Raw genomic sequence first — 26,121 nt, 5'->3', positions numbered from 1 at the left:
CAGACCATACAAGATGAATACGCAAATGAGCAATGACATCAAAGCCCCGGCTGCGGCCAAGCGCAAGACCATCGAGATCTCGGGCCTGAATTTCTTCTACGGCAAAACCCAGAGCCTGCACAACGTCAACCTGGACGTGCACGAGAAGCAGGTGACGGCCTTTATCGGCCCGTCCGGCTGCGGCAAGTCGACCCTGCTGCGCACGCTCAACCGCATGTATGACCTGTATCCGGGCCAGCGCGCCGAAGGTTCCATCATGTACCGCGGCACCAACATCCTCGAGCCGGGCCAGGACGTGAACATGCTGCGCGCCAAGGTGGGCATGGTGTTCCAGAAGCCGACCCCGTTCCCGATGTCGATCTACGACAATATCGCTTTCGGCGTGCGCCTGTATGAAGACCTGTCGAAAGGCGAGATGGACGAGCGCGTGGAATGGGCGCTGAAAAAGGCCGCGCTGTGGGGCGAGGTGAAGGACAAGCTGAGCAAGAGCGGCCTGTCGCTGTCGGGCGGTCAGCAGCAGCGCCTGTGCATCGCGCGCGGCGTGGCGGTGAAGCCGGACGTGCTGCTGCTCGATGAACCGACCTCGGCGCTGGACCCGATCTCGACCTCGAAAGTGGAGGAGCTGATCAGCGAGCTGAAGCAGGACTACACCATCGCCATCGTGACCCACAATATGCAGCAGGCCGCGCGCTGCTCCGACTACACCGCCTATATGTACCTGGGCGAGCTGGTGGAGTTCGGCGAGACCGACCAGATCTTCATGAATCCGGCCCGCAAGGAAACCCAGGACTACATTACCGGCCGCTTCGGCTAAGCTTCGGACCAGAAAGAGAGAAAATAATATGATGGGCGAACATTCATCCAAAAAGTACGACGAAGAACTGGAAGCGATCCGCTCCAAGGTCCTGCTGATGGGCGGCATCGTCGAGACGCAGTTCCTCGACGCCATGACCTGCTTCCGCATCGGCAACCTGGAACGCGCCGAGCGCGTGATGCGCGAAGATGACACGGTCAATCAACTGGAAGTGCAGCTGGACGACGCCTGCAGCCATTTGATCGTGCGCCGCCAGCCGACCGCGAACGACCTGCGCACCGTGATGGCCACCATCAAGGTGATTACCGACCTCGAGCGCATCGGCGACGAGGCCACCAAGATCGCGCGCACCGCGAAAAGCCTGCACAGCCGCGGCGCCGTGACCGTGAGCCACTACGAGATGGTGCGCAGCATCGCCAACGCCACCAGCGACATGCTGCACGACGCGCTGGACGCGTTCGCGCGCAACGACGGCAAGCAGGCGCTGCAGCTGATCGCCCAGGACGCGGTGATCGACCACGAGTTCCGTTCCATCATGCGCAATCTGATCACCTTCATGATGGAAGATCCGCGTACAATCTCTGCCGCGCTGGACACCCTGTGGGTGGCCAAGGCAATCGAGCGCATCGGCGACCATGCGAAGAACATCGCCGAGTACGTGATTTACGTGGTGGAAGGCAAGGACATCCGCCATACCAAGACCGTTCCTCTGCCGGACGATCTTCCAGAATAAAGCGGCACCATGGCATCTGATAAAACGACTGTATTGATAGTGGAGGACGAGCCCGCGATCGTCGAGCTGGTCAGCTTTTCGCTGCGCGACGCGGGCTGGAATGTGTGTTCGGTCTCCACCGTGGCCGACGCCTGGGACTTCATCACCCGGCGCACGCCGCAACTGCTGCTGCTGGACTGGATGCTGCCCGACCAGACCGGCTTGCGCCTGCTGTCGCGCATCCGTTCGGACCGCCAGTTCCAGGACATCCCCATCATCATGCTCACCGCCAAGAGCATGGAAGAAGACAAGCTGGCCGGCCTGAACAGCGGCGCCGACGACTACATCACCAAGCCGTTCTCGCCGCGCGAGCTGCTGGCGCGCGCCAAGGCGCTGCTGCGCCGCAAGAGCCCGGAGCATGCGCAGGCGGCCATGAACGTGGGCGGCGTGACGCTGGACCCGGTCAGCTGCACCGTGCTGATGAACGAGCAGAAGATCGACATCGGCCACGCCGAGTACAAGCTGCTGAAATTCTTCATGGCCCACCCCGAGCGCGTGTTCTCGCGCAGCCAGCTGCTCGACAAGGTGTGGGGCGACCACGTGGTGATCGAGGAGCGCACCGTGGACGTGCACGTGCTGCGCCTGCGCAAGGCCTTGAAAGAGGCCGAGCACCTGATCCGGACGGTACGCAGCGTCGGCTATATGCTGTCGGAAAAGTAAGCCCATGAATCCCAAACTGGTGTTCTGGGTGCCGGCGGCGCTGCGCATGGGGCTGATCCTGGCGGGCGTGGCCATCCTGTGGTGGCTGTTCGGCGCCACGCCGGCGCTGATCGTGGCCGTCATCATGATGGGCGCGATGGTGTTCGCGCAGCTGAATTATCTCTACCAGCTGAGCGACTGGCTGGACGATCCGCAAAGCGCCAAGCTGCCGGACGGCTGGGGCGCGTGGACAGGTATCTTCTCGCGCCTGTACCGCCTGCGGCGCGACGACGAGAAAAACCAGGCCGAACTGACCGAATGGCTGGCGCGTTTCCGCCAGGCCATGCATCTGCTGCCGGACGGCGTGGTCATCATGGACGACGTGCTGTTCCTGGAGTGGTGCAATCCGGCCGCCGAGGCGCATCTGGGCCTGCGCAACGACCGCGACAAGGGCATGCGCGTCACCAATCTGATACGCAGCCCGGAATTCATGGATTACATCATCCTGGGCCGCTACGACCAGCCGCTGACGCTGTCGTTCCGCGAGCGCAAGCTGATCGTGCACATCATTCCCTTCGAGAACCGGCGCCAGATCCTGGTCACGCACGACGTGACGGAAACCGAGCGCACCGAGATGATGCGGCGCGACTTCATCGCCAACGCCTCGCACGAGCTGCGCACGCCGCTGACGGTGATCGTGGGCTTCCTGGAGATCGCCGCGTCCGAGGACCTCGATGCAGCCACCCGCATGGCGCATTTGAAGCTGATGACGGAGCAGGGCCACCGCATGCAGCATTTGATCGAGGACATGCTGACGCTGTCGCGCCTGGAGTCGGTGGATCATCCGCTGCGGCCGGAAAAGATCGACACCCGCACCTTGCTTGAGCAGGTGCTGCGCGACGCGCGCGCGCTGTCGTCCGGCAAGCACGAGATCTCGCTGGAGATGGAGGACGTGGCGGTGCAGGGCAATTACGACGAGCTGCACAGCGCCTTCGGCAACCTGGCCTCGAACGCGGTGCGCTACACCCCGGCCGGCGGCAGCATACGCCTGAGCTGGAGCGACAGCGAGAAGGGCGCCAAGTTCGTGGTCGAGGATACCGGCATCGGCATCAGCCCGGAGCATATCTCGCGGCTGACCGAGCGCTTCTACCGGGTCGATAAGAGCCGCTCGCGTGAAACCCAGGGCACGGGGCTGGGCCTGGCCATCGTCAAGCACGTGCTGCTGCGGCACGGCGGCAATCTGTCCATCAAGTCCGAGGCCGGCAAGGGCAGCAGTTTTACGGTGTGCCTGCCCAAGATTTGAACCGGAATTGCAGGGCCGGGGCCGGCTTGCGTTACAATCTGCCCGCTTTAACTGTGCAGATAGTAAATACATGTCCCTGAAACGTACCCTCGCTTCCGTCCTGGCTGCCGCTGCGCTGGCCGGCTGCGCATCCACGCCGCTGGCGCCGGTGGCCCCGCCCGTGGTGGCCGCCACGCCGGCCGCCACCGTAACCACGCCTGCCGCCGTGCCCGCCAATCCGCTGGCGCCGCCGGCGGCTGCCGTCGCGCCTGCCGCGCCTCAACGTAAAGTCAAGATCGGCCTGGCCCTGGGCGGCGGCGCTGCGCGCGGCTTCGCCCATATCGGCGTGATCAAGGCGCTGGAGGCGCAAGGCATTGTGCCGGACGTGGTGGTGGGCACCAGCGCGGGCAGCGTGGTCGGCGCGCTGTATGCGGCCGGCAATTCCGGCGTGGCGCTGCAGAAAATGGCCTATGAAATGGACGAGGCCGCCATTTCGGACTGGGCCATGCCGCTGTTCGGCAAGTCGTCCGGTGTGCTGAAGGGCGAGGCCCTGCAGGCTTACGTCAACAAGGCGGTGCACAACCGCCCCATGGAAAAACTCAAGATTCCTTTCGGCGCGGTGGCGGCCGACCTGAAAAACGGCCAGCCCATCCTGTTCCAGCGCGGTAATACCGGCATGGCGGTGCGCGCCAGCTCGTCCGTTCCCGGCGTGTTCCAGCCGGTGGTGATCGGCAGCCATACTTATGTCGACGGCGGCCTGGTGGCGCCGGTGCCGGTGCGCTTCGCGCGCGAAATGGGCGCCGACTTCATTATTGCCGTCAATATCTCCACCCAGACCGATTCCCAGGCGGCGATCAGCTCGCTGGAGGTGATTTTGCAGACCTTCAGCATCATGGGCCAGCGCATCAACCAGTATGAACTGAAGGACGCCGACATCGTGATCCAGCCGCCGCTGGGCCGCATGGCGGGCAATGATTTTGGCAACCGCAACAAGGCCATCCAGGCCGGGGAGCGCGCCACCAACGCCATCATGGCGCAGCTGAAGCAGAAACTGAAAGCCATGCGCGAGCAGTGAGCTTGTTTTTAAATATACTTATCGGGACGTTCCATGCAAACCAAACCAGTACTGACCATCGAAGACGTGAAAAAGATCGCTGCCGCTGCGGAAGCGGAGGCCGTGGCCAACAAGTGGGCGGTGTCGATCTCCATCGTGGATGACGGCGGCCATGCGCTGTGGTTCCAGCGCCTGGACGGCGCTGCGCCGATCTCGTCGCACATCGCCCCGAAAAAGGCGCGCGTGGCCGCGCTGGGCCGCCGCGAATCGCGCGTGTACGAGGAAATGATCAACAACGGCCGCGTATCCTTCCTGAGCGCGCCGGAAATGGAAGGTATGCTGGAAGGCGGCGTGCCGGTGATCGTGGACGGCCACGTGGTGGGCGCGGTGGGCGTTTCCGGCGTCAAGTCGAACGAAGACGCGCAAGTGGCCAAGGTGGGCATCGCCGCCCTGGGCTAAGCGTATCAGGGCAGGGGCTGGCGGTCCAAGGTCGGCGAAGCCGGGACAGGGCGTGGCCGGAGGTGGCGGTGCGGTGCTCAGTGGCGCGGCATGACCTCGTCCAGCGTGCGCGCCTCCAGCGCCGCCTCGGCCCATGCCTGCAGTTGGCCCAAGTCCGCTCCGCCTATTTGCGTTTCCACATCCGTCGGTAGTTCGCCGAAGCGCTTGGTCAGCAGCCTGACGAGCAATGCCGCCTGCCCCATTCGCAACCCATCGGCCAAGCCTTCCTGGCGCCCCTCTTGACGCCCCTCTTGACGGCCCTCTTGACGGCCCTCTCGACGGCCTTCTCGACGGCCTTCTCGACGGCCCTCCTGCCGGCCTTCGAGTAGCCCATCAAAAAGCCCTTGCTGGCGGCCTTGTGCTTGCCCATCCGCCCAGCCTTTTTGCTGCCCTTCCAGCCACCCCTCTCTCTGCGCCTTTTCGCGCGCCGCGTTCAGTTCTCGCATCATTGCTACGCGTGCGCCGCGCGGGACGTAGGTATCCATGGCATGCCTCCCTTCCAGATCGATAATGTCCTGCCATAACTGGTCCTCCAGCTCCTCTGGCAGGCGCATGATCCAGTCTATGACATGAAATAAGTTTATGACACGTTGCCGCTCCCAGTCACGCGCGAACAGCAAGCGTGCGAGCTTCCATTTGGCGGCGTGGCGCTGCTGCGGCTGGCCACGGGTTTGCTGCGTGAGCAGATGCGCTGCAGTCAGCAGCGCGAACGGGTTGTCCTGCGCCAGCAGTTCGTTGATGCGCGTGGCATAGTCCAGCAGCTTCACACTGCGGAACGCCAGGTGCACGCCGCAGCCGCACCACCGGTAGCGGTAGCCGGCAGGCCGCCAACTGCCGCTGCGGTCGGCCAGTACCACCAGGCAGGCGACCGGGTGCCGGAAGCGGTCGTAGATGCGGTACTGGTAGATATACATGCGCTCCGGCAGGCTGGCGTCGCGCTGGGCCTGCACTTCGATATGGATCAGCATCCACCGCTTGCGGCCAGTCCGCGTGTGGATCTGCACCAGGTGATCGGCCAGGCGCGTGCCCAGCGCGGCGTCGCCCGCTACCTGGCGCAATTCCTTGTCCAGAAAGGCCGGTGGCTGCGACCAGTCGATGGCCTCCCACATGTCCGGAAAGTAGAACGCCATGAACTCCGGGAAATAAGCGGCCAGTGCGCCTTTCCAGGGCGCGTCGTAGGTCTCGGGCGGAAGGGGCAGGGTGATGGCGGGCATCAGCCCAGTCTAGCGGGGCGGCGGCGGGGCGTTTGGATCTGGCGCAAATAGTGGCCGGACAACTGCCGGACGGCATTGCCGAATGGCGATCTTTGGGTTATAATTCAAAGGTTTAGCCAATCTCACATCTGCCGTAGCGACTACCACTCATCCATCATCAATCTGACTTGCAAACCCGGCGAACAGCCCGGGATTGTGCGGTCGTCTGACGTGGCGCAGCTACGGTAACTTTATCAGGAGTTGCCCTTGCCGCCATTTTTTTCTGGCCCTGCCGTCCCAGCCATCCTGGCTCTTGCTGACGGAACTATTTTCAAAGGTTTTTCCATCGGTGCCGTCGGCCACACGACAGGCGAAGTAGTTTTCAATACTTCCATGACCGGTTACCAGGAAATCCTGACCGACCCCAGCTACTGCCGCCAGATCGTCACCCTGACGTATCCCCACATCGGCAACTATGGCGTCAATCCTGAAGACGTCGAATCCACCAAAGTCCACGCCGCAGGCCTCGTGATCCGCGACCTGCCGCTGCTGGCCTCGAATTTCCGCTCCACCCAATCCCTCTCCGATTACCTGAAGGCCGAGAACATCGTCGCCATCGCAGGCATCGACACGCGCAAGCTGACCCGCATCCTGCGCGAAAAAGGCGCGCAGGGCGGCGCCATCCTGACCGGCACGCAAGGCAAGGAACCGTCGGTCGAACAGGCGCTGGAACTGGCCCGCTCCTTCCCTGGCCTGTCGGGCATGGACCTGGCCAAGGTGGTGACGGTGAAAGCCGCCTACGAGTGGACCGAAGCCGAATGGACGCTGGGCGAAGGCTATGCCAAACTGACTGATCCGAAATTCCACGTGGTGGCCTACGACTTCGGCGTGAAGCGCAACATCCTGCGCATGCTGACCTCGCGCGGCTGTAAAGTGACCGTGGTGCCGGCCCAGACCAGCGCTGAAGAAGTGCTGGCCCTGAACCCGGACGGCGTGTTCCTGTCGAACGGCCCCGGCGACCCTGAGCCATGCGATTACGCGATTGCGGCCACCAAGGTCTTCATGGCGAAAAAGCTGCCGGTGTTCGGCATCTGCCTGGGCCACCAGATCATGGCGCTGGCCTCCGGCGCCAAGACGCTGAAAATGAAGTTCGGCCACCACGGCGCCAACCACCCGGTGCAGGACCTGGACAGCAAGCAAGTGCTGATCACCTCGCAGAACCACGGTTTCGCCGTCGATGCGGACACGCTGCCGGCCAACTGCCGCGTCACCCACAAATCGCTGTTCGACGGTTCGCTGCAGGGCTTCGCCCGCACCGACACCCCGGCCTTCTGCTTCCAGGGCCACCCTGAAGCATCGCCTGGTCCTACCGACGTCGCCTACCTGTTTGACCGCTTCATCTCGATGATGGCAGCGGTGGAGAAATAATAAGATGCCAAAACGTACAGACATTAAAAGTATTCTGATCATCGGCGCCGGCCCCATCATCATCGGCCAGGCCTGCGAGTTCGACTATTCCGGCGCACAGGCTTGCAAGGCCCTGCGCGAAGAAGGCTACAAAGTCATCCTGGTGAACAGCAATCCCGCCACCATCATGACCGACCCGGAAATGGCCGATGTGACCTACATCGAGCCGATCACCTGGCAAGTCGTCGAGAAAATCATCGCCAAGGAAAAGCCGGACGCCATCCTGCCGACCATGGGCGGCCAGACCGCGCTGAACTGCGCGCTGGACCTGCACCGCCACGGCGTGCTGGACAAGTACAAGGTCGAGCTGATCGGCGCCACCCCGGAAGCCATCGACAAGGCCGAAGACCGCGCCAAGTTCAAGGACGCGATGACCAAGATCGGCCTGGGCTCGGCCCGTTCCGGCGTGGCGCACTCGCTGGAAGAATCGTGGGCGGTGCAGCGCGAAGTGGGCTTCCCCACCATCATCCGTCCGTCCTTCACGATGGGCGGCAGCGGCGGCGGCATCGCCTACAACGAAGAAGAATTCGAAGCCATCTGCAAGCGCGGCCTGGAAGCCTCGCCGACCAACGAGCTGCTGATTGAAGAATCGCTGCTGGGCTGGAAAGAGTACGAGATGGAAGTGGTGCGCGACAAGGCGGACAACTGCATCATCATCTGCTCGATCGAAAACCTGGACCCGATGGGCGTGCACACCGGCGACTCCATCACCGTCGCTCCTGCGCAAACGCTGACCGACAAGGAATACCAGATCATGCGCAATGCCTCGCTGGCAGTGCTGCGCGAGATCGGCGTGGACACCGGCGGCTCCAATGTGCAGTTCTCGATCAACCCGGCCGACGGCCGCATGATCGTCATCGAGATGAACCCGCGCGTATCGCGTTCCTCGGCACTGGCGTCGAAAGCCACCGGCTTCCCGATCGCCAAAGTGGCGGCCAAGCTGGCCGTGGGCTTCACGCTGGACGAGCTGCGCAACGAGATCACCGGCGGCGCAACCCCGGCCTCGTTCGAACCTTCGATCGACTACGTCGTGACCAAGGTGCCGCGCTTCACCTTCGAGAAGTTCCCGACCGCCGACCACCACCTGACCACCCAGATGAAATCCGTCGGTGAAGTGATGGCTATCGGCCGCAACTTCCAGGAATCGTTCCAGAAAGCCCTGCGCGGCCTGGAAGTGGGCGTGGACGGCATGAACGAAAAAACCCGCGACCGCGAGAAGATCGAAGAGGAACTGGGAGAGCCTGGTCCTGAGCGCATCTGGTACGTGGGCGACGCATTCGCCCAGGGCTTCACGCTGGAAGAAGTGCACAACCTGACCAAGATCGACCCATGGTTCCTGATCCAGATCAAGGAGATCGTGGACCTGGAACTGTGGCTGGACACGCAGAAGCTGGACAACCTGGACAAGACCACGCTGTACAAGCTGAAACAGAAGGGCTTCTCGGACCGCCGCCTGGGCTTCCTGCTGCAGACCACCGACACCGCCGTGCGCAACAAGCGCCACGAGCTGAACATCCGTCCGGTGTACAAGCGCGTGGACACCTGCGCCGCCGAGTTCTCGACCGACACCGCCTATATGTACTCGACCTACGACGAGGAATGCGAGTCCAACCCGTCGGACAAGAAAAAGATCATGGTGCTGGGCGGTGGCCCTAACCGTATCGGCCAGGGCATCGAATTCGACTACTGCTGCGTGCACGCGGCGCTGGCGATGCGCGAAGACGGCTACGAGACCATCATGGTCAACTGCAACCCGGAGACCGTGTCGACCGACTACGACACCTCGGACCGCCTGTACTTCGAATCGCTGACGCTGGAAGACGTGCTGGAAATCGTGGCGCTGGAAAAACCGGTGGGCGTGATCGTGCAGTACGGCGGCCAGACCCCGCTGAAGCTGGCGCTGGACCTGGAAGCCAACGGCGTGCCTATCATCGGCACCTCGCCGGACATGATCGACGCCGCAGAAGACCGCGAGCGTTTCCAGAAGCTGCTGCAGGACCTGGGCCTGCGCCAGCCGCCAAACCGCACCGCGCGCACCGAAGCCGAAGCGCTGACGCTGGCGCAGGAAATCGGCTACCCGCTGGTGGTCCGTCCTTCCTACGTGCTGGGCGGCCGCGCGATGGAAATCGTGCACGAGCAGCGCGACCTGGAGCGCTACATGCGCGAAGCGGTCAAGCTGTCGAACGACTCGCCGGTGCTGCTGGATCGCTTCCTGAACGACGCCATCGAGTGCGACGTGGACTGCATCTCCGACGGCGTGACCACCTTTATCGGCGGCGTGATGGAACACATCGAACAAGCCGGCGTGCACTCGGGCGACTCGGCCTGCTCGCTGCCGCCTTACTCGCTGTCGCAGGAGACCATCGACGAACTGAAGCGCCAGACCTCACTGATGGCCAAGGGCCTGAACGTGGTGGGCCTGATGAACGTGCAGTTCGCCATCCAGAAGCAGGATGGCAAGGACGTCGTGTTCGTGCTGGAAGTGAACCCGCGCGCCTCGCGCACCGTGCCCTACGTGTCCAAGGCGACCGGCCTGCAGCTGGCCAAGATCGCCGCGCGCTGCATGGTCGGCCAGACCCTGGAATCGCAAGGCATCACCAAGGAAGTCGTGCCGCCTTACTTCAGCGTCAAGGAAGCCGTGTTCCCGTTCGTGAAATTCCCCGGCGTGGACACCATCCTCGGCCCTGAGATGAAATCGACCGGCGAAGTGATGGGCGTGGGCATGACCTTCGGCGAAGCCTTCGTGAAATCGCAGCTGGGCGCCGGCGTGAATCTGCCGAAGTCGGGCAAGGTCTTCCTGTCGGTGAAAGCGTCGGACAAGCCGCGCGCCGTGAAAGTGGCGAAGGACCTGGTCGACATGGGCTTCACCCTGGTGGCCACCAAGGGCACCGCAGCGGTGATCTCGGCGGCCGGCGTGCCGGTCACGGCGGTCAACAAGGTGGCCGAAGGCCGTCCGCACGTGGTCGACATGATCAAGAACCACGAGATCAAGCTGGTGATCAACACGGTGGAAGAAAAGCGCAGCGCCATCACGGACTCGCGCGCCATCCGTACCTCCTCGCTGGCGGCCCGCGTGACAACCTACACCACCATCGCCGGCGCCGAAGCGGCCGTGGCCGGTATCCGCCATTTGGACGAGTTGCGTGTGTACGATTTACAAGGTCTGCATAAAACCTTACACTAAGCTCCTTTAAGCGATACGCAATCCAAATCGCTGACACAGAGCCCGCGCCGATGCATGGCGCGGGCTCTGTGCTTTTCGTAACCTAGAGAGACAAATATGACTTCAGTTCCATTGACCAAATTCGGCGCAGAACTCCTGAAGGAGGAGCTGCACCAGTTGAAGACCAAGGAGCGCCGCATCGTGATCGACGCGATCGCCGAAGCGCGTTCGCATGGCGACCTGTCCGAAAACGCCGAGTATGATGCCGCCAAGGAGCGCCAGGCGTTCGTGGAAGGCCGCATCGCGGAACTGGAAGGCAAGCTGAGCGCAGCGCAGATCATCGATCCTACCCAGCTGGACGCGGAAGGCCGCGTGGTGTTCGCGTCGACCGTGGACCTGGAAGACCTGGAATCGGGCGCCAAGGTGACCTACCAGATCGTCGGCCTGGATGAAGCCGACCTGAAACTGAGCAAAGTGTCGGTGACCTCGCCGATCGCCCGCGCGCTGATCGGCAAGTCGGCCGGCGACGTGGTGGAAGTGCAGGCGCCGTCCGGCCCGCGCGAATACGAAATCCTGGAAGTGCGCTACATCTGATGCGGAGCTTGCTGCCCAAGCTGCGTTTGCTGGTAGCCGTCCTGTGGGCCGGCAGCCTGTGGGCGGTGGGCTACCTGGTGGCGCCCACGCTGTTCGCCACCCTGAGCGACCGCGTGCTGGCCGGCACCATCGCCGGCAGCATGTTCCACGCCATGGCCATGCTGTCGCTGGGCTGCGGCCTGGCCATGCTGCTGTTGCTGTGGCGCGGCACGCCGGAATGGGATGGACAGCGCCGCCGCACGGTGCTGGCGATTATCGTCCTGATGGTGATGTGCACGGTGGTGAGCCACTTCGGCCTGCAGCCGATGATGGCCGAGCTGCGCGCCGCGGCGGGGCCGGCGGGTGTGATGGAGTCGGCCATGAAGAGCCGTTTCGGCATGCTGCACGGTGTGTCGAGCGGCATCTACCTGATCCAGAGCCTGCTGGCGGGCTGGCTGGTCTTAAAGCAGTGAATTGAAATTTGCTGCGTGGCGGGTTACGGCGCCTTGCGCCTAACCCGCCCTACGCAGAGCGCGGCCTGTAGGGCGGGTTAGGTGGGCAGCACCGTAACCCGCCACACCGGCTCAAGCCAGCGACGACTTCTTGGTGCTCTTCTGGCGTACCTTGGCACGTTTGATGGTGCCGCCTTCGGTAACGCGTTCATTTCCCTTCAGCAAGACCTTGCTGACCGACGGCTTTTTGGTGCCGCTGGCGCTAGGTTTCACGATGGTAACCATGCGCATGCCCTTGCCGACCTTGCCGCTGCGTTCCTTTTCCACTTCCTTTTTCGGACGGTACAGGACCAGCAGTTTGCCGATATGCTGCACCGGAGCCGCTTTGAGCTCCTCGCAGATGGTGTCGTACATGCCGGCACGGGCTTCGCGGTCGTCGCCGAACACGCGGACCTTGATCAGGCCGTGGGCGTCGAGGCCCAGTTCGATTTCCTTGATGACGGCAGGCGTCAAGCCCGCTTCGCCTATCATGACGACAGGTTTCAGGCCGTGGGCCTCGGCGCGCAGGGCGGCGCGTTCAACGGGAGTGAGTTTGATCATAATATTATTTTCGGTGGTTCTCTAAAGGCAGTATTCTACGCGAATGAAGAAGAAGAAATTAAACAAAAACTGGTTGCATGACCATATTAACGATCCTTACGTGAAAGCAGCGCAGAAAGATGGCTACCGCGCCCGCGCCGCTTACAAGCTCAAGGAGATCGATGAAGACGAGAATCTGGTCAAACCAGGGCAGGTGATCGTCGACCTGGGCTGCACTCCCGGCAGCTGGGGCCAGTACGTCCGGCGCAAGCTGGCCGGCAAGGAGGGCGGCGGCATCAACGGCACCATGATAGGGCTGGACATGCTGCCCATGGAGCCGATTGCCGACATGCATTTTATACAAGGCGACTTCCGCGAGATCGAGATCCTGGAGCAGCTGGGCGAAGTGTTGCAAGGGCGCAAATGCGACCTGGTGCTGTCCGACATGGCGCCCAATCTGTCCGGCATCGCCACGGCGGACTCGGCGCGCATGGAGGATTTGATCGACCTGGCCATCGAATTTTCGCAGCTGCACCTGAAACCGGGCGGCGCGCTGCTGGTCAAATGCTTCAAGGACATGGGTTTCAACTCGGTGTACGAGAAATTCCGCGCCGAGTTCAAGACCGTGACGCAGAAAAAGCCCAAGGCCAGCCGCGATAAATCGTCGGAAATCTTCCTGCTGGGCCGCGGATTGAAAAATCCGGTGGAAAATAAGTCCAATCCCATAGTGTAAAGCCCTTGATATTTGCGGTCCCGGCCGCAAATCTTGCGTTGAGGAGCGGCTTTGCGTCTCTTCGCGGCAGGTGCACGCCGGATTTGTGCACCGTACGGGGCAGGTTTATGGCACGGTTGGCGGTATTGCGAGTAAAATCGGATTTCTAGCTATCGGTCAAAGATGCGCCCCGCATTCAAGGAGTTTTCGTGAATAACATGTTTTCCAAATCAGCCATTTGGGTAGTCGTTGCCCTGCTATTATTCATGCTGTTTAAGCAATTCGAGAATCATGGCACGGCCGCTGGTTCGAAGACCATTGCTTATTCCGATTTGCTGGATGACGTAAAAGGCCGGCGCGTCAAGGACGTCGTCATTGAAGGCAACGTCATCACCGCGACCAAGGACGACGGCAGCAAGGTGCGCACCACGTCCACCTACCTGGACCGCGGCCTGATCGGCGACCTGCGCGACAACAATGTGCATTTCGACGTGAAACCGCCTGAGGAACCATCGTTCCTGCAGCAGGTGTTCGTGTCCTGGTTCCCGATGCTGCTGCTGATCGGCGTGTGGATCTTCTTCATGCGCCAGATGCAGGGCGGCGGCAAGGGCGGCGCGTTCTCCTTCGGCAAGTCCAAGGCGCGCATGCTCGATGAAACCAACAACACCGTCACCTTTGGCGATGTGGCCGGCTGCGACGAAGCCAAAGAGGAAGTGACCGAGATCGTCGACTTCCTGAAAGACCCCACCAAATTCCAGAAACTGGGCGGCCGCATTCCACGCGGCGTGCTGATGGTCGGTCCTCCGGGCACCGGTAAAACCCTGCTGGCGCGCGCCATTGCCGGCGAAGCCAAAGTGCCGTTCTTCTCGATTTCCGGTTCGGACTTCGTGGAAATGTTCGTCGGCGTGGGCGCAAGCCGCGTGCGCGACATGTTCGAGAACGCCAAGAAGCATTCGCCTTGCATCATCTTCATCGACGAGATCGACGCTGTCGGCCGCCATCGCGGCGCCGGCATGGGCGGCGGCAACGACGAACGCGAACAGACGCTGAACCAGCTGCTGGTCGAGATGGACGGTTTTGAAGCAAGCTCCGGCGTGATCGTCGTGGCGGCAACCAACCGCGCCGACGTGCTGGACAAGGCGCTGCTGCGTCCGGGCCGTTTCGACCGCCAGGTTTCCGTTGGCCTGCCGGACATCCGCGGCCGCGAACAGATTCTGAACGTGCACATGCGCAAAGTGCCTATCGGCACCGACGTGAAGGCCGACATCCTGGCGCGCGGCACCCCCGGCTTCTCCGGCGCCGACCTGGCCAACCTGGTCAATGAAGCAGCCCTGTTCGCCGCGCGCCGCAACAAGCGCCTGGTCGACATGCAGGACTTCGAGGACGCGAAAGACAAGATCTTCATGGGTCCGGAACGCAAGTCCATGATTATCCGCGAGGAAGAGCGCCGCAACACGGCCTACCACGAGTCCGGCCACGCCGTCGTGGCCAAGCTGCTGCCGAAGGCCGATCCGGTGCACAAAGTGACCATCATGCCGCGCGGCTGGGCCTTGGGCCTGACCTGGCAGCTGCCCGAGCACGACAACATCTCCGGCTACAAGGACAAGATGCTGGAAGAGATTTCCATCCTGTTCGGCGGCCGTATTGCCGAGGAAATCTTCGTCGGCCAGATGTCGACCGGCGCCTCGAACGACTTCTCGCGCGCCACCAAGCTGGCCCGCTCCATGGTCACGCGCTTCGGCATGTCCGACGCGCTGGGCGTCATGGTCTACGAGGACACCCAGAACGAAGGCTTCATGGGCGGCACCAACAAGACCATTTCGGAAGCCACGCAGCAGAAGGTGGACGCGGAAATCCGCAACATCCTGGACACGCAATACGCGCTGGCCCGCAAGCTGCTGGAAGAAAACCGCGACAAGGTGGAAGTGATGACCAAGTCGCTGCTGGAATGGGAAACCATCGACGCCGACCAGATCAACGACATCATGGCGGGCATCGAGCCGCGTCCGCCGAAAGCCGGCGTCACGCTGCGCAAGCAGCCTAGCGGCGACGGCCCCGGCGCAACGCCTAGCAGCGCCACCGCCCCGGCCTAAGCGCCGCGTGCCAGAATGAAAGGGTGAGGAGCGATCCTCGCCCTTTTTTACTTTTTACCCCCTTTACCAGTTTTATGCGACAGACTATCCCGTTCGGCCGTTTCAACCTCCCGCTGCATCCCGCAGGCGCCCTGGTCATGGGCATCCTCAACGTTACCCCGGATTCCTTCTCGGACGGCGGCCAGCACGCCTCGCTGGAGTTCGCCATTGCCCACGCCGAGCAGATGATAGAGCAGGGCGTGGACATCATCGACATCGGCGGCGAATCGAGCCGCCCCGGCGCTCCGGCCGTCACGCTGGAGGACGAGCTGCGCCGCGTCATGCCCGTGGTCTACGCGCTGCGCGACTGCGGCAAGGCCATTTCGGTGGACACCTACAAGCCCGCCGTCATGCGCGAAGCGGTGCTGGCCGGCGTGGACATGATCAACGACATCAACGGTTTCCGCGCCGAGGGCGCCATCGCAGCCGTGCGCGACAGCGACTGTGCGTTGTGTATTATGCACATGCGCGGCGAACCGGCCACCATGCAGGAGCAGCCCGATTACACTGACGTGGTGAGCGAGGTGACGGAGTTCCTGCGCGAGCGCATCGCCGCACTGACTGGCGCCGGTATTGATCCAGGTCGCATCTGGATCGATCCGGGATTTGGCTTTGGCAAGACTGTCGAGCATAATTATGCTTTGATTAAGGCTGGCCGCCGCATGGTGGAAGAACTGGGCGTGCCGCTGCTGGCAGGCCTGTCGCGCAAGTCCATGATAGGGGCGGTGACCGGCAAGCCGGTCGAGCAGCGCATGGCCGGCAGCATAGGCGGCGCGCTGGCGGCGGTGGCGCATGGCGCGCAGATAGTCAGGGTGCACGACGTGGCAGAAACCGTCGATGCGCTGAAAGTATGGCAAGCGGCAAACTAACGATAAAGAGATCCGACATGGCACGTAAATATTTTGGTACCGACGGCGTCCGCGGCCTGGTGGGCGTCGCGCCCATCACCCCCGACTTCGTCATGCGCCTGGGCTACGCCGCAGGCAAAGTGCTGGTCAAGAACATGAGCGGCACGGCCCGCTCGACCGTGCTGATCGGCAAAGACACCCGCATCTCCGGCTATATGCTGGAAGCGGCGCTGGAAGCCGGTTTCGCGGCCGCCGGCGTGGACGTGATGCTGGCCGGCCCCATGCCGACCCCCGCCATTGCCTACCTGACCCGCGCGCTGCGCCTGCAGGCCGGCGTGGTCATTTCCGCCTCGCACAACCCGTATCAGGACAACGGCATCAAGTTCTTCTCCGACCAGGGCGCCAAGCTGCCCGACGCGGTGGAACTGGACATTGAAGCCCAGCTGGACCTGCCGATGGAATGCGTGGCGCCCGAGAAGCTGGGCCGCGCCAAGCGCCTGGACGACGCGCAAGGCCGCTACATCGAGTTCTGCAAGAGCACCTTCCCCAACGCGCTGGACCTGCGCGGCCTGAAAGTGGTGGTCGACTGCGCCCACGGCGCCGCCTACAACATCGCGCCGCACGTGTTCCATGAACTGGGCGCGGAAGTGATCGCCATCGGCAACAAGCCATCCGGCTACAACATCAACGACGGCTTTGGCGCCACCGCGCCGGCCGCCATGGCCGCCGCGGTGGTCGAGCAGGGCGCCGACCTCGGCATCGCGCTGGATGGCGACGCCGACCGCCTGATCATGTGCGACGCCAAGGGCCGCCTCTACAACGGCGACGAGCTGCTGTACGTGATGGTGATGGACCGCTGCGCCACCGGCCCGGTAGCCGGCGCCGTCGGCACGCTGATGACGAATATGGCGCTGGAAGTGGCCTTCAAGCACAAAAACATCCCCTTCGCGCGCGCCAAGGTGGGCGACCGCTACGTGCTGGAAGTGATGCAGGAGCGCGGCTGGCTGCTGGGCGGCGAGGGCTCCGGCCACCTGCTGGCCCTGGACAAGCACACCACCGGCGACGGCATCGTGTCCGCGCTGCAAGTGCTGTCCGCGCTCAAGCGCAGCGGCAAGTCGCTGGAGCAGTGCGCAGCCGAGCTGGTGCTGTTCCCGCAGACTTTGATCAATGTGCGCGTGCCGGCCGGTTTCGACTGGCAGAAGAATCCCGCCATGGTGGCCGAGAAGGAAGCCGTGGAGCGCGAACTGGGCGACAGCGGCCGCGTGCTGATACGCGCCTCCGGCACCGAACCGCTGATCCGTGTGATGGTAGAGGCGCGCGACGCCGCCGCCGCGCAAAGCTGCGCCCGCCGCATCGCCGACAAAGTAGAGGCCAAGCTCGCTGCCTAAGTATTAATCAGTTGAAACTTTTCCGCCGTTTCATTGACGCCATAGGGGGCCAGGGCCTATAATACGTTCATCGGAGTGTAGCGCAGCCCGGTAGCGCACCTGGTTTGGGACCAGGGGGTCCAAGGTTCGAATCCTTGTACTCCGACCAAGAACGTATAAGACGGGCTGTCGAAAGACAGCCCGTTTTTCATTTCCGCAGAGTTTTTCTGCCGGCATAAAATACCCTGACTGCCCATAGCTCAGTTGGATAGAGCATCAGCCTTCTAAGCTGAGGGTCGCTGGTTCGAACCCAGCTGGGCAGGCCAACCATCTTCACGCCTCAAACAAATACTTCTTCACCTTGGGATTTCCCTGGCGCCACAGCACGTTGTCGATCAGATAATGATGGACGTTGATGAAGATCCAGCAGCAGGCGACGGCCAGCGCGGTGCCGCCAAGCTTGGGCAGGGCGCCGGTGCGGGCATAGTCCAGCACGCCGGGGAGCACCCAGAAGCCGATCGCGCCCAGTACGGCGCCGGCCAGTACAAAGCTCAGCAACTGTCCCCTGGACCAGCCGCCCGAAGCGGCTTCGTTGGCTTTATAACGGCCGATAACGGTCAGATATTGCAGCGAATGGAAGAAGGGGATGGTCAACACGAAGGCCGCATCCAGGCTGATCAATCCCATCCAGATATAGAGCGTGACGAGATAGGCGGTTAGTCCGGCTATCGGCAGCTGTTTCCAGTTTAATTGCTGCGCCTGCCATTGTTTAATGGCGCGATAAACCTCAAGCACGAACCAGATCGTGGTGCCGCCTGCAATCGTACAAGCGATAATGGTGATAAAGCCGGGAACATTCATAGGAATGCCCAATATTCCCCACAAGTCCTTGGCGATTTGCGTGCTGTTTCCCAGCGTCCAGGCGGCTACCCAGCAAGCGTAGGCATTCATCAGCATGGCCTTCCGTGTGGTGGCAGGCCAATAGCGCTTTTTGAAAGCAGCATCCATCATCGCCATGCCAAAGCCTTGTTTCACATAATGCCAGCCGACCAGCAATCCCATCAGATTAAGGCAGACGCCGAGCGCCAATTGTTGTCCATTCAGCCAGAGCAGTGCGCCAGCGGTTAATGCCAGGATTAATGCAATTGGTGCGATAAATCCCGCAAGCCACCAGCGTTTCGTCAAATCCGCTGGCATGCCGCCATTTTTAACCTCTTTCCACGATCCATAAAACAGTTGGTAGGAATAAGCGAAATGCGGATGATTGACGAAATTGGCGAGTATCAGCATCACAATAGCCAATTGCGCGACGCTTTCCGCGCCGAGGTGCAGCAGTTTAAATAGGAATAGCGCCGCAACGGAGCCGCCGCCCAGTAATAACACGTCCGTCCAGGGCGTGAATAACGCCCGATGTGGCGTGGCGATATGGCGCTCAGTCTGGATTTGGGTATGCATGGCGAACTCGATAGGGTGTTGCCTCATGGTATCACTCAAGCTGCCAGTGTCAAGCAATGCAAGCGTGCGGGGCTGGGCGCCTTGTTGCAGGTGGTCCGCCTGTGGCGTCCCTGCCAGGAATTGGTGTGAATAAGCTAATCTTTGGCGCGATCTGGGCGTGGGCAGGGCTGGTGCGGAAAGTTGCGGTTTAGTACTGGGCAACAAAAAAAGGCCTTCCCGGATGGGAAGGCCTGATTACTGAGCGGCGAGGCTTAGTAGTTGTAGAATATGCGCTGCAATTCTTTGGTGTTATTGGTTTTGGTCAGCGCCAGCATCAGCAGGATGCGCGCTTTTTGTGGATTCAGCGTGTCGGCAACCACGAAGTCCAGTTCGTCGTCATTGGCTTCGCCATTACGGGCCAGAATGCCCTGGCCTACGCGGCTGGCGCGCACGATAATAGCGCCGCCTTTGCGCGCGGCAACCAGGCCCGGTTTTACTCTGGCGGCAACGCTGCCGTCGCCGGTGCCGGCGTGGATAATGCCTTTGGCGCCTGCTGCAATAAATGCGTCCAGCGCCACGGTATTCATATTGGCGTAGCCATAAACGATATCCACTTGCGGCAGTGCGCTCAGGTTGGAAATGTCGAATTCGCTATCAACGGTGTGCTTGCGGGTCGATACGCGATAAAAGTATGGCTTGCTGCCCTGGATATAACCCAGCATGCCCAATTCGGTGGTTTTAAATGCGTCCGGAGTGGAGGTATTGGTTTTGCTCACATCGCGCGCGCCATGAATCTGGTCGCCCATGGCTACCAGCACGCCTTTGCCTGCGGCGGATGGATCGGCTGCCAGCAGTACGGCGTTATACAAATTGATTGGGCCGTCGGCGGACATGGCGGTGGAGGGGCGCATGGCGCCGACCAATACGACCGGCTTGCGGCTTTTAACCACCAGGTTTAGGAAATAAGCGGTTTCTTCCAGCGTATCGGTGCCGTGGGTAATAACAATGCCGTCCACGCTGTTTTGAGCCAGCAGCACATTGACGCGCTTGGCCAGGGTCAGCCAGTGTTCATTGGTCATGCTTTCGCTGGCGATCTGGAATACCTGTTCGCCGCTGACGTTGGCCACGTTTGCCAGTTCCGGCACGGCCTTGATAAGTTGCTGTACCCCAACCGTGGCGGCGGTGTAGCCGACCGTGGTGGTGGACGTCGCGCCGCTGCCTGCGATGGTGCCGCCTGTCGCCAGGATGGTCACATTGGCGAGTTTGGGCTTGGCCGCGTCCTGGGCATGAACCTGGGCCGTGGCAATAATGAACATGCCAAATACCGCGGCCATGAATTGGGCCGTCTTTTGATGCAGCATTTTTTCTCTCCTGTTGAACTGACAAGCGGCGATGGTAACAAATCTCGCCGCCCGTTGTCAGTTTTTCAGGATTTCCGGCGCCGGACTGCAAACGCGATTACCGCCATGCCGCCCAGCAGCATGCCGTAGGTCGCCGGTTCCGGCACGGGGGAGATATTGAAATTGCCCGCGAAGGAGCCGCCTGAGCCCGCTTGCAGGGTGCGGCCGCTGATGATGAAGCCATAGTTGCCGGGCGTGAGGTGGTTGAAGGGATAGAAAACGGTGGGGCCGTCATGGGAGGTGAGCGTTTGCAGATAGGTGCGGCTGCTGTCGGAGTTCTGGCTGAAGATCTGGACCCCGGTGATCCAGTAGTTGGCCGACAGCGTATTGTTGAAGAAGGAATAGCCTGGAACCGCGCTGCCGGAAGCATAGTAGTGCTCCTCGCCCTCCAGGGAAAATACGAACTCGTCCGTGTAGATGCCGGGCGCTTCGTGCGTCACGCCGAACACGGCGTTGCCCTGGCCGTCGAATTCCAGCAAGCCGGCGCGGGCGGTGGTGCTGGCGAGCAAACCGGCGGACAGCAGCAGGGCAGCGATGGCCTTGCCGCAGATAGCATTGTTCATAAGACTCTCCTTGTGCGTGTGGGAAATATGCCAATCTTTGCGCTTTGATAAGCACTTCAATGTATCAGTCCGCTTGGCCGAGTTAATTCAACTATGTAATGTGCGCGGTCTATAATCCGGCATGGATATCAATTCGGACGACCTGAAAATCTTCGTGGCGGTGGTCGATAGCGGCACCCTGAGCGCCGCCTCGGTGCATCTGGGCCAGACCACCTCGGGCGTGAGCCGTGCGCTGGCGCGGCTGGAGGAGAAGCTGGCCACGACCTTGCTCACGCGCACCACGCGCCGCATGGAGCTGACGGAAGAGGGCCATTTATTCCTGGAACAGGCGCGCGCCATCCTGGCCGCCATGGAAGAGGCCGAAGAAACCATCCGCATCCGACGCCAGAAGCCGGCCGGCAGGCTGTGCGTGGACGCCGCTTCGCCCTTCATGCTGCATTGCGTGGTGCCCCACGTAGCCGAGTTCCGCGCGCTGTATCCGGACATTCGCCTGGAACTTACCAGCAACGACCAGATTGCAGACCTGATCGAGCACCGCACCGATATCGCCATCCGCATTGGCGCGCTGAGCGATTCGACGCTGCATGCGCGCGCGCTCAGTTCCAGCCCGTTGCATGTGCTGGCCAGCCCGGCTTATCTGGCGCGGCACGGCGAGCCCGCCACGCCGGAGGACCTGGCGCGGCACGAGTTGCTCGGTTTCGCGCAATACGAACTGGGCAACGTCTGGCCGCTGCGCCATGCTGCCGGCAACTCCTTGCAGGTGACGCCGGCGCTGGCCGCGTCCAGCGGCGAGACCTTGCGCCAGCTTGCGCTGGCCGGGCAGGGCATCGTCTGCCTGTCCGATTTCATGACGCGCGCCGACATCGCCGCCGGCCGCCTGGTCAAGGTATTGGAGCAGCACTCTACCGGCTTCCGGCAGCAGATTCACGCGGTCTATTACCGCAATACGCAGCTCTCGCAGCGTATCAGCTGCTTCCTCGAATTCCTGCAAAAGAAGCTCTGACAGCGCGTGTAAGAATTCGCACCGCCCCTTACGGCGCTTGATCCTACAGGGTTTTGACCTGCCTCAAAGAATCCGTGCGTCCAGTGTGCGTTAACGTACTGTGCCTCCCGGCGCGCGGGACTACTATGGACTTGCGTGATAAGTGCATGGCGCCGCGAATCAAGCGCAGCGCCGTAGCCATTCAGCAGGTTAGCCGGCCGCCTCGAGTACCGGCACCAATTCGAAGCTACAGCGAAGCAAAAACTGGGAGGCCATCATGACACAGGCAAATCATCCATCGAAGTACGTGGTCCGCGAGTATCTCGAACGCCGCTCGCAGGACGTCCAACCGCCTCCCACGCCGGAGGAAATCCGCCGCCAGCTAGGCTGGGGCTTGATGATGTATGACCAGAAAATGAGCGCCGGCGACCGCCTCTGAACCGCCGCTGCACATTCTCCGTCTCATCCACCGGGTTCGCACCGCAAGGTCCGAACCCTTTTGTTCGTCCCGATTTTCGCCATTCGCTGAAAACGGCGTCATTCACCGGTAGCTGCCCGCCGTTCGCCGAATTGCGGTATCGCCGCCCCCGCTTCCCCCGTATTGTTACATCACACATTCAAACGGAGGCGGTGATGAGCAACGAGAACGGGCAACACTGGCGCAAACAGCTAAGCTGGGGCATTATCCTCACCGGCGTGGGCGTCGCTTTTCTGCTGGACCGCAGCGGCGCACTGCACTGGGGCACCATCTGGCGCTATTGGCCTGCGCTGCTGGTCGTGGCCGGCCTGAGCAACCTGGTGCCGCCGACCAATGTGAAGCTGGTGCTGGACGGTTTCTCGCACATCTTCTTCGGCGCCTGGTTCTACTGCTCCTTCGAACATATCTGGGGTCTGACCTTCGGCAATAGCTGGCCGCTGCTGCTGATTATGTGGGGCGTTACCCTGGTGCTGAAACCGCTGCTGGAAAACTACTTCGTATCGAACAAGGAGCACTATGATGGAAAATAATCGTCCACAACACGGAGCCGGCCAGATCCTGATCGGCGTGGCGGTCATCGCCCTCGGCTGCCTGTTCCTGCTCGAAAATTTCGGCATCCTCGATTTTGATTACACGCTGCAGTTCTGGCCCGTGCTGCTGATACTGGCCGGCTCGCTCAAGCTGACGCAGGCCGGCGACAACCGGGGCCGTATTGTCGGCGGCTTTCTGCTGGCCTTCGGCGTGGCGCTGATCCTGAAAAGCACCGGCCTGGTGTATATCAGCTGGCGCACGCTGGGGCCGCTGGTGCTGATAGGCGTGGGCCTGATGGTGATCTTCAAGTCCAGCCACAACCGCATGCCTGCGCAGTTCTTCGACAAGTTCGGCAAGCAGGGCGAGCAGGCCGGCGACGACAGCGTAATCAGCGTTACGGCCATCCTGGGCGGCATGGAGCGCCGCATCACCACCACCGATTTCCGCGGCGGCGAAGTGACCGCCATCATGGGCGGCTGCCAATTGGACCTGCGCCACGCCAATATGCAAGGCGAGGCCGTGCTGAACGTGTTCGCCCTGTGCGGCGGCGTGGAGATCAAGGTGCCGGACGACTGGACCGTCAGCCTGCAGGGCACACCGCTGCTGGGCGGCTTCAGCGAGAAAACCATCCCGAACAAGGATGCCGGCAAGCGCCTGATCATCCGGGGCTACGCCATCATGGGCGGCCTGGAAGTGCGCAACTAAAGGGCCGGCGCAACAATGCAAGGCGTGATTTCCAGCCGGCGGGGCGCAGCGCTGTACCTGATGGTCTGGCTGTTCCTGGGCGCGGCGCTGGGCGGCGTGACGGTGGCGGTGGAGGATGCCGCCTGGCCCAACGCCTTGATCTTCGCGATACCGGTGACGCTGGTGTACGCGGCCAGCGCCGGATTCTCCGCCTACTATCTGTGCCGCGCCTATCCGCTGGCCGAGCGCGGCGCGGCTAATGTGCTGCTGGCGCTGGGCGCGGCCGCCATCGTGTCCACGCTGCTGTGGAGCGTGGTGGTGCGCGGCTGGAACGAAGCCTGCCGCCTGCTGGACGCGCCATGGGCCGGCATCGAGTTCACGCCGCAAATGGCGATACTGATTTCCGGCCTGGGCGTGCTGCTGTATGGCCTGCTCGCCGCGATCAACTACCTGGTGACCGAATTCGAAAGGGCGCGCGGCGCCGAGCACCGCGAGCTGCAATCGCGCCTGATGGCGCAGGACGCCGAGCTGCGCATGCTGCGCACCCAGATAGATCCCCACTTCCTGTTCAACAGCTTGAACTCCATCAGCGCGCTGACCTCGCAGAACCCGAAAGGCGCGCGCGAAATGACCTTGCAGCTGGCGGGTTTCTTCCGCCAGAGCCTGAGCATGGAAGCGCACAAGAAGGTGGCGCTGGAGCAGGAGATGGCGCTGATACGCCACTTCCTGGCGATAGAAAAAGTCCGCTTCGGTGAACGCCTGTCGTTGCTGGAGGAGATGGAGGACGGCGCAGGCTTTTGCCTGGTGCCGCCCATGATCATCCAGCCGCTGGTGGAAAACGCCGTCAAGCACGGCATCGCCCAGCTGCCCGAAGGCGGCTGGATCAAGGTGGCTGCACGCCGCGCGGGCACGCTGCTGCACATCAGCGTGGACAACGCGGTGGATGAAGACACGCCGTCCGGCGCGGCAAAGGACGGCAACGGCATAGGGCTGGAGAACGTGCGCCAGCGACTGGCCTGCGCCTACGGGCACGAGGCCGGCATTCACTGGGCGCGTACAGGCGCCGTATTCAGCGTGGCGATCACCATGCCGGCAGAAACCAAGGAAGGATAGCAATGCGCATTATCATAGTGGACGACGAGGCACTGGCGCGCGGCGTGGTGCGCGAGTACCTGGCGGAACATGCGGACGTGGAAGTGGTGGCCGAATGCGCCAACGGCTTCGAAGCCGTCAAGGCCATCACGGAACTGGAGCCGGACCTGGCGATACTGGACATCCAGATGCCCAAGCTGGACGGCTTTGAAGTGGCCGAGCTGGCCGCCGGCAAATGCCGCTTCATGTTCGCCACCGCGTTCGACCAGTACGCCATCAAGGCTTTCGAGTACCACGCGCTGGACTATCTGCTCAAGCCCTTCAGCCAGCAGCGTTTCGACCAGGCGCTGGCCCATGCGCGCGCCAGTCTGGCCAAGGTCGGCGATGCGCAGCCGGTGGCGCAGGAGGGTTTGGACGAGGTGGTGCGCGACGCGGCGGCCCGCAACAAGCCGCTGGGCCGCGTGCTGATACGCGACGGCGCCAAGGTGCACGTGATCGCGGCCGAGAAGATAGACTACATCGAAGCGCAGGACGACTACGTGCAGATCCGCACCGAGGGCAAGTCCTACCTGAAGAACCAGCGCCTTTCCGACCTGGAGAGCCAGCTGGAGGCGGACAAGTTCCTGCGCATACACCGTTCCTACCTGCTCAATATCGAATGCATGAGCCGCATCGAGCAGGCGGGCAAGGATAGCCACGTGGCGGTACTGAAGGACGGCACCCGTTTGCCGATCAGCCGCAGCGGTTACCAGAAAGTGCGCAGCGTGATCCAATGAAGCGGACTATCAACTTCCTCCGCGTGCTGGCGCTGGCCGGGCCGCTGGCCTGGCATGGCGCGGCGTTGGCCGAAACCCGCGAGCCCAGCGCCGCCGAGATCAAATCCTTCGAAACATGGTTCAGCCAGCATTCAGGCGGGGCGGTGCTCAAGGCCAGCTACGAGGTGCGGCGCAGCGAGGGCGCGCGCGACTGGAACGTGGCGGCGTGGGCCGAGCGCGCGCCGCAGCGCGCCGCCTGGCGCTTGTGCCTGGCCCGGAGCGACGGCTACGTGTACGACGCCAAGACGCAGCGCTGGAGCGAAATCGGGGCGCAGCGCCAGCATGTGTGGCTGGACCGTTCGTCCGACTGCGGCGTGTCGCCCCAGCGCGTGCTGCTCAAACAGCCGCTGGGGGACCGCGACATCGTGACGGTGCTGGAGCAGCAAGGCCCGCTGCTGCAAAGCGCGCGCCTGCTCTTTGCGGGCAACACGCAATGCGCACCGCAGCGCGCCCACAAGTTCGAACTCACCGCGATCGACGTGACGCCCGACCAGTTCTACCAGCTGACTTATGTGAGCGACCGTGGCGGCAGCGCCGTCATCACGGTGCGCAAACGCGCTCGCGAGCTCACGGCGTGGGCGGCCCGCTGCTGATGCG

At 62.4% G+C, this 26,121-nt stretch carries 26 protein-coding genes and 2 tRNA genes; 23 read left to right on the top strand and 5 right to left on the bottom strand.

All coding sequences use genetic code 11. From position 1 onward, the window contains the following. Positions 1 to 13: 13 nt before the first annotated feature. The 6 genes from pstB to GTP77_RS10840 all read left to right on the top strand — a co-directional run bounded on the left by pstB (position 14) and on the right by GTP77_RS10840 (position 5,020). Positions 14 to 814 carry a phosphate ABC transporter ATP-binding protein PstB gene (gene pstB / locus GTP77_RS10865; protein ID WP_161072172.1) on the top strand — a complete coding sequence of 267 codons (801 nt, stop codon included), beginning with the start codon at positions 14 to 16 and terminating at the stop codon, positions 812 to 814. A gap of 28 nt (positions 815 to 842) precedes the next feature. Beyond that, positions 843 to 1,547, top strand: a complete 705-nt coding sequence (gene phoU, locus GTP77_RS10860) for a phosphate signaling complex protein PhoU (protein WP_057155568.1) — start codon at positions 843 to 845, stop codon at positions 1,545 to 1,547. A 9-nt stretch (positions 1,548 to 1,556) separates the two neighbouring features. Further along, a complete protein-coding gene (gene phoB, locus GTP77_RS10855) occupies positions 1,557 to 2,246 on the top strand; it encodes a phosphate regulon transcriptional regulator PhoB (RefSeq protein ID WP_161072171.1) in 690 nt (229 codons plus the stop codon). Positions 2,247 to 2,250: 4 nt separating this feature from the next. After that, positions 2,251 to 3,528, top strand: coding sequence for a phosphate regulon sensor histidine kinase PhoR (gene phoR, locus GTP77_RS10850; protein WP_161072170.1), 1,278 nt, complete (start codon positions 2,251 to 2,253; stop codon positions 3,526 to 3,528). Positions 3,529 to 3,598: 70 nt separating this feature from the next. Beyond that, a complete protein-coding gene (locus GTP77_RS10845; protein ID WP_161072169.1) occupies positions 3,599 to 4,582 on the top strand; it encodes a patatin-like phospholipase family protein in 984 nt (327 codons plus the stop codon). A gap of 33 nt (positions 4,583 to 4,615) precedes the next feature. Next, complete coding sequence (locus GTP77_RS10840) at positions 4,616 to 5,020, top strand: heme-binding protein (RefSeq protein WP_161072168.1); 405 nt, start codon at positions 4,616 to 4,618, stop codon at positions 5,018 to 5,020. Positions 5,021 to 5,097: 77 nt separating this feature from the next. Here the strand turns inward: GTP77_RS10840 and GTP77_RS10835 are convergent, their stop codons facing one another. Beyond that, the gene (locus GTP77_RS10835; RefSeq protein WP_161072167.1) at positions 5,098 to 6,273 is read right to left on the bottom strand and encodes a DUF4351 domain-containing protein; all 1,176 of its coding nucleotides are present in this window, start codon (positions 6,271 to 6,273) and stop codon (positions 5,098 to 5,100) included. 246 nt (positions 6,274 to 6,519) lie between these two features. On the opposite strand from GTP77_RS10835, the gene carA reads away from it, so the two are divergent. The 4 genes from carA (at position 6,520) to GTP77_RS10815 (ending at position 11,928) form a co-directional block, all read left to right on the top strand. Then, entirely contained in the window at positions 6,520 to 7,680 is a 1,161-nt protein-coding gene (gene carA, locus GTP77_RS10830; protein WP_161072166.1) for a glutamine-hydrolyzing carbamoyl-phosphate synthase small subunit, read from the top strand. Positions 7,681 to 7,684: 4 nt separating this feature from the next. Next, positions 7,685 to 10,903, top strand: a complete 3,219-nt coding sequence (carB, locus tag GTP77_RS10825) for a carbamoyl-phosphate synthase large subunit (RefSeq protein ID WP_161072165.1) — start codon at positions 7,685 to 7,687, stop codon at positions 10,901 to 10,903. 96 nt (positions 10,904 to 10,999) lie between these two features. Next, entirely contained in the window at positions 11,000 to 11,476 is a 477-nt protein-coding gene (greA, locus tag GTP77_RS10820) for a transcription elongation factor GreA (protein WP_132137431.1), read from the top strand. After that, positions 11,476 to 11,928 carry a DUF4149 domain-containing protein gene (locus tag GTP77_RS10815; protein WP_161072164.1) on the top strand — a complete coding sequence of 151 codons (453 nt, stop codon included), beginning with the start codon at positions 11,476 to 11,478 and terminating at the stop codon, positions 11,926 to 11,928. The genes greA and GTP77_RS10815 overlap by 1 nt, the downstream gene beginning before the upstream one ends. A 111-nt stretch (positions 11,929 to 12,039) precedes the next feature. Here GTP77_RS10815 and GTP77_RS10810 read toward each other — a convergent pair whose 3' ends face one another. After that, the gene (locus tag GTP77_RS10810; RefSeq protein WP_161072163.1) at positions 12,040 to 12,507 is read right to left on the bottom strand and encodes a YhbY family RNA-binding protein; all 468 of its coding nucleotides are present in this window, start codon (positions 12,505 to 12,507) and stop codon (positions 12,040 to 12,042) included. 43 nt (positions 12,508 to 12,550) lie between these two features. Here GTP77_RS10810 and GTP77_RS10805 point away from each other — a divergent pair, with 43 nt between their 5' ends. The 6 genes from GTP77_RS10805 to GTP77_RS10780 all read left to right on the top strand — a co-directional run bounded on the left by GTP77_RS10805 (position 12,551) and on the right by GTP77_RS10780 (position 17,871). Next, positions 12,551 to 13,219, top strand: a complete 669-nt coding sequence (locus GTP77_RS10805) for an RlmE family RNA methyltransferase (RefSeq protein WP_161072162.1) — start codon at positions 12,551 to 12,553, stop codon at positions 13,217 to 13,219. Between the two features lie 188 nt (positions 13,220 to 13,407). After that, a complete protein-coding gene (gene ftsH, locus GTP77_RS10800; RefSeq protein ID WP_161072161.1) occupies positions 13,408 to 15,291 on the top strand; it encodes an ATP-dependent zinc metalloprotease FtsH in 1,884 nt (627 codons plus the stop codon). A 74-nt stretch (positions 15,292 to 15,365) separates the two neighbouring features. Then, on the top strand, positions 15,366 to 16,199 hold the full coding sequence (folP, locus tag GTP77_RS10795) for a dihydropteroate synthase (protein WP_161072160.1): 834 nt from the start codon (positions 15,366 to 15,368) through the stop codon (positions 16,197 to 16,199). 17 nt (positions 16,200 to 16,216) lie between these two features. Further along, positions 16,217 to 17,566 (top strand): phosphoglucosamine mutase, encoded by a 1,350-nt coding sequence (gene glmM / locus GTP77_RS10790; RefSeq protein ID WP_161072159.1) that lies wholly within the window; start codon positions 16,217 to 16,219, stop codon positions 17,564 to 17,566. Between the two features lie 71 nt (positions 17,567 to 17,637). Continuing rightward, positions 17,638 to 17,714: transfer RNA gene (locus GTP77_RS10785), tRNA-Pro, on the top strand. A gap of 80 nt (positions 17,715 to 17,794) precedes the next feature. After that, a tRNA-Arg gene (locus tag GTP77_RS10780) sits at positions 17,795 to 17,871 on the top strand. 7 nt (positions 17,872 to 17,878) lie between these two features. On the opposite strand, the gene GTP77_RS10775 is transcribed toward GTP77_RS10780, so the two are convergent. The 3 genes from GTP77_RS10775 to GTP77_RS10765 form a co-directional block, all read right to left on the bottom strand. After that, positions 17,879 to 19,000, bottom strand: a complete 1,122-nt coding sequence (locus GTP77_RS10775) for an HFCD family protein (protein ID WP_161072158.1) — start codon at positions 18,998 to 19,000, stop codon at positions 17,879 to 17,881. Between the two features lie 251 nt (positions 19,001 to 19,251). After that, positions 19,252 to 20,295 (bottom strand): type II asparaginase, encoded by a 1,044-nt coding sequence (locus tag GTP77_RS10770; RefSeq protein WP_371869348.1) that lies wholly within the window; start codon positions 20,293 to 20,295, stop codon positions 19,252 to 19,254. 110 nt (positions 20,296 to 20,405) lie between these two features. Further along, a complete protein-coding gene (locus tag GTP77_RS10765) occupies positions 20,406 to 20,942 on the bottom strand; it encodes an FxDxF family PEP-CTERM protein (RefSeq protein WP_161072156.1) in 537 nt (178 codons plus the stop codon). Positions 20,943 to 21,063: 121 nt separating this feature from the next. On the opposite strand from GTP77_RS10765, the gene GTP77_RS10760 reads away from it, so the two are divergent. From GTP77_RS10760 to GTP77_RS10735, 7 genes are all read left to right on the top strand, one after another. After that, complete coding sequence (locus tag GTP77_RS10760; protein WP_161072155.1) at positions 21,064 to 21,945, top strand: LysR family transcriptional regulator; 882 nt, start codon at positions 21,064 to 21,066, stop codon at positions 21,943 to 21,945. 256 nt (positions 21,946 to 22,201) lie between these two features. Further along, positions 22,202 to 22,363 carry a hypothetical protein gene (locus GTP77_RS30185; RefSeq protein ID WP_187358675.1) on the top strand — a complete coding sequence of 54 codons (162 nt, stop codon included), beginning with the start codon at positions 22,202 to 22,204 and terminating at the stop codon, positions 22,361 to 22,363. 194 nt (positions 22,364 to 22,557) lie between these two features. Then, positions 22,558 to 22,932: a LiaI-LiaF-like domain-containing protein gene (locus GTP77_RS10755; RefSeq protein ID WP_161072154.1), complete on the top strand. Its 375-nt coding sequence runs from the start codon at positions 22,558 to 22,560 to the stop codon at positions 22,930 to 22,932. Next, positions 22,919 to 23,638, top strand: a complete 720-nt coding sequence (locus GTP77_RS10750; RefSeq protein WP_228896025.1) for a LiaF transmembrane domain-containing protein — start codon at positions 22,919 to 22,921, stop codon at positions 23,636 to 23,638. Before GTP77_RS10755 ends, GTP77_RS10750 begins: the two co-directional genes overlap by 14 nt. A gap of 15 nt (positions 23,639 to 23,653) precedes the next feature. Then, a complete protein-coding gene (locus GTP77_RS10745; protein WP_161072153.1) occupies positions 23,654 to 24,730 on the top strand; it encodes a sensor histidine kinase in 1,077 nt (358 codons plus the stop codon). Between the two features lie 2 nt (positions 24,731 to 24,732). Then, entirely contained in the window at positions 24,733 to 25,485 is a 753-nt protein-coding gene (locus GTP77_RS10740; RefSeq protein WP_161072152.1) for a LytR/AlgR family response regulator transcription factor, read from the top strand. Beyond that, positions 25,482 to 26,117: a hypothetical protein gene (locus GTP77_RS10735; RefSeq protein WP_161072151.1), complete on the top strand. Its 636-nt coding sequence runs from the start codon at positions 25,482 to 25,484 to the stop codon at positions 26,115 to 26,117. Before GTP77_RS10740 ends, GTP77_RS10735 begins: the two co-directional genes overlap by 4 nt. Positions 26,118 to 26,121: the final 4 nt, after the last annotated feature.

The organism is Pseudoduganella aquatica, assembly GCF_009857595.1.
In the GTDB taxonomy this organism is placed as follows: domain Bacteria; phylum Pseudomonadota; class Gammaproteobacteria; order Burkholderiales; family Burkholderiaceae_D; genus Rugamonas; species Rugamonas aquatica_A.
The sequence above is the reverse complement of the archived record's forward strand: the minus strand, read 5'-3'. Positions and strand labels throughout refer to the sequence as shown.

Bases quoted from the DNA above. Each gene is read 5' to 3' on its own strand.
- greA (WP_132137431.1), top strand. From the start codon at position 11,000: ATGACTTCAGTTCCATTGACCAAATTCGGCGCAGAACTCCTGAAGGAG.
- GTP77_RS10840 (WP_161072168.1), top strand. From the start codon at position 4,616: ATGCAAACCAAACCAGTACTGACCATCGAAGACGTGAAAAAGATCGCT.
- phoB (WP_161072171.1), top strand. From the start codon at position 1,557: ATGGCATCTGATAAAACGACTGTATTGATAGTGGAGGACGAGCCCGCG.
- GTP77_RS10745 (WP_161072153.1), top strand. From the start codon at position 23,654: ATGCAAGGCGTGATTTCCAGCCGGCGGGGCGCAGCGCTGTACCTGATG.
- GTP77_RS10760 (WP_161072155.1), top strand. From the start codon at position 21,064: ATGGATATCAATTCGGACGACCTGAAAATCTTCGTGGCGGTGGTCGAT.
- GTP77_RS10775 (WP_161072158.1), bottom strand. From the start codon at position 19,000: ATGCATACCCAAATCCAGACTGAGCGCCATATCGCCACGCCACATCGG.
- folP (WP_161072160.1), top strand. From the start codon at position 15,366: ATGCGACAGACTATCCCGTTCGGCCGTTTCAACCTCCCGCTGCATCCC.
- GTP77_RS10845 (WP_161072169.1), top strand. From the start codon at position 3,599: ATGTCCCTGAAACGTACCCTCGCTTCCGTCCTGGCTGCCGCTGCGCTG.
- carB (WP_161072165.1), top strand. From the start codon at position 7,685: ATGCCAAAACGTACAGACATTAAAAGTATTCTGATCATCGGCGCCGGC.
- GTP77_RS10765 (WP_161072156.1), bottom strand. From the start codon at position 20,942: ATGAACAATGCTATCTGCGGCAAGGCCATCGCTGCCCTGCTGCTGTCC.
- GTP77_RS10835 (WP_161072167.1), bottom strand. From the start codon at position 6,273: ATGCCCGCCATCACCCTGCCCCTTCCGCCCGAGACCTACGACGCGCCC.
- GTP77_RS10755 (WP_161072154.1), top strand. From the start codon at position 22,558: ATGAGCAACGAGAACGGGCAACACTGGCGCAAACAGCTAAGCTGGGGC.
- glmM (WP_161072159.1), top strand. From the start codon at position 16,217: ATGGCACGTAAATATTTTGGTACCGACGGCGTCCGCGGCCTGGTGGGC.
- GTP77_RS10735 (WP_161072151.1), top strand. From the start codon at position 25,482: ATGAAGCGGACTATCAACTTCCTCCGCGTGCTGGCGCTGGCCGGGCCG.
- GTP77_RS10740 (WP_161072152.1), top strand. From the start codon at position 24,733: ATGCGCATTATCATAGTGGACGACGAGGCACTGGCGCGCGGCGTGGTG.
- GTP77_RS10815 (WP_161072164.1), top strand. From the start codon at position 11,476: ATGCGGAGCTTGCTGCCCAAGCTGCGTTTGCTGGTAGCCGTCCTGTGG.
- GTP77_RS30185 (WP_187358675.1), top strand. From the start codon at position 22,202: ATGACACAGGCAAATCATCCATCGAAGTACGTGGTCCGCGAGTATCTC.
- pstB (WP_161072172.1), top strand. From the start codon at position 14: ATGAATACGCAAATGAGCAATGACATCAAAGCCCCGGCTGCGGCCAAG.
- GTP77_RS10750 (WP_228896025.1), top strand. From the start codon at position 22,919: ATGATGGAAAATAATCGTCCACAACACGGAGCCGGCCAGATCCTGATC.
- phoR (WP_161072170.1), top strand. From the start codon at position 2,251: ATGAATCCCAAACTGGTGTTCTGGGTGCCGGCGGCGCTGCGCATGGGG.
- GTP77_RS10770 (WP_371869348.1), bottom strand. From the start codon at position 20,295: ATGTTCATTATTGCCACGGCCCAGGTTCATGCCCAGGACGCGGCCAAG.
- GTP77_RS10810 (WP_161072163.1), bottom strand. From the start codon at position 12,507: ATGATCAAACTCACTCCCGTTGAACGCGCCGCCCTGCGCGCCGAGGCC.
- GTP77_RS10805 (WP_161072162.1), top strand. From the start codon at position 12,551: ATGAAGAAGAAGAAATTAAACAAAAACTGGTTGCATGACCATATTAAC.
- phoU (WP_057155568.1), top strand. From the start codon at position 843: ATGATGGGCGAACATTCATCCAAAAAGTACGACGAAGAACTGGAAGCG.